The following is a 1,411-nucleotide window of genomic DNA, read 5'->3' as shown; positions in this document are numbered from 1 at the left end:
TAGGGGGCCGCGGGGGATCTTTACCTCCTTGTCCCACTACTCGTCTTCCCCCCGCCCGCGGTGCTCCCGGGCCCCGCCGTCCAACCTCCGGGGGTGGGGGCGGGGGGGGGCGCCCCCCCCCCCGCCCCCCCCGGCCCCCCGCTTGGGGGGGCCGTTCCCCGCGGGGGGCCCCCCCCCGCGGGACCCGCCCCCCCCGCGACGCCTGCCCGGTGGGGTGTTCGGCTCGGTCCGTCTCCTCCAGCCGGCGCAGGCACAGTGCGTACGGTCGGACGTTCTGAGTCTGGCGCCGTAGTGCGGGACTCATCCTTTCGGGGCCACCCGGTGCGGGAGCAGGCCTGGGCCTGCTCGTGATCAGTAACGTCGGACGTGCCGTCACTCGCACGGCGTGACCGCGTCGTCCGGCGCGGCTTCCTGCTCCGGAGGTGTCCCGATGACGAGTCCTGGTGGCCTGCTGCCCCCGATCGGGTTGGAGATCCCGTGCTCCAGCCACGCCGCGGCCGTGCCGCTGAAGATCGACGCGATCGGCTTGGTCCAGCTCGATTTCAAGGGCGGCATCAGGTTGCGTGTCGAGTCGAACATCGGTGGTGGTTTCGGCGGGGTGAGGCTGAAGATCATCGGTGAGGAGTACAGCGCCGACTCCCCGGTGCTCGGCAGGGTCACGCTCTCGCAGGCCGACATCGACACCACGCCGCTCAGCCTGCTGGAAATCGTCTCGAACAATCCGCCGACGTTCAAGAACACCCTGTTCCACGACTTCACCCTCAGCATCGAGAAGTTCCCCGGCTCCAACGAGCCGATGGTGCTGGCCAACACCAAGACGATGACCACCCTGAACAGCAGCCTCCGCGTGTTTCCCCCGCAGGGCGACGTCTACCAAATGCAGGAGCCGGTCGGCTTCGCCCCTGTCGGTGACCCGGGCAAGGTCGTCGCACAGCTCATGACTCTTCCGATCACCAGGGCCCACAACCCCTGACTGCCCGCCTCGCCTGCCCGGCGCAGGCACCAGCAGGCGAGGCAACTCGCGAAAGCCCGCGCTCATACACCCCGAGGACGACCTCGGCGCCACGCCCGCCGCGGTGGACGAGCGGGCCCGACAACTCGCGTCGCCACCGCGGGCATCAAAGCGAGGAGCGTCTGCGCGCCGACGATTTCGGCTGTCGTGGTCCCGGCCAAGGACTGGATCTCCGGAACACTCGAGTGGCCGTGTCCAAGAGGACGAGCGGCCAGACGCTCACCCTCGTCCGGCCGCTGTCCGGTCTTCTCGGCATCGGACAGCGGCCTCGCTGGCAGCTTCCGCCTGCGATCCGCCCTCGAAGCCAGGGCTCTGACGATGATGCGGCAACCGGACGGGGTGGTTACTGACCTTTGTGGCGTGTTGTCGTTGGGGGCTGACGAGGTGTGATCGTCGCGG

Annotated in this window: 1 protein-coding gene; it reads left to right on the top strand. The window is 69.6% G+C overall.

What is annotated here, in order from left to right:
• The first annotated feature begins 430 nt into the window (after positions 1–430).
• Positions 431–973 carry a hypothetical protein gene (locus AB0B40_RS38185; RefSeq protein WP_362268241.1) on the top strand — a complete coding sequence of 181 codons (543 nt, stop codon included), beginning with the start codon at positions 431–433 and terminating at the stop codon, positions 971–973.
• Positions 974–1,411 lie beyond the last annotated feature (438 nt).

It is taken from the genome of Streptomyces sp. NPDC042638, from assembly GCF_040647235.1.
Lineage (GTDB): Bacteria > Actinomycetota > Actinomycetes > Streptomycetales > Streptomycetaceae > Streptomyces > Streptomyces rameus.
This window is presented reverse-complemented; position numbering and strand designations above follow the sequence as displayed.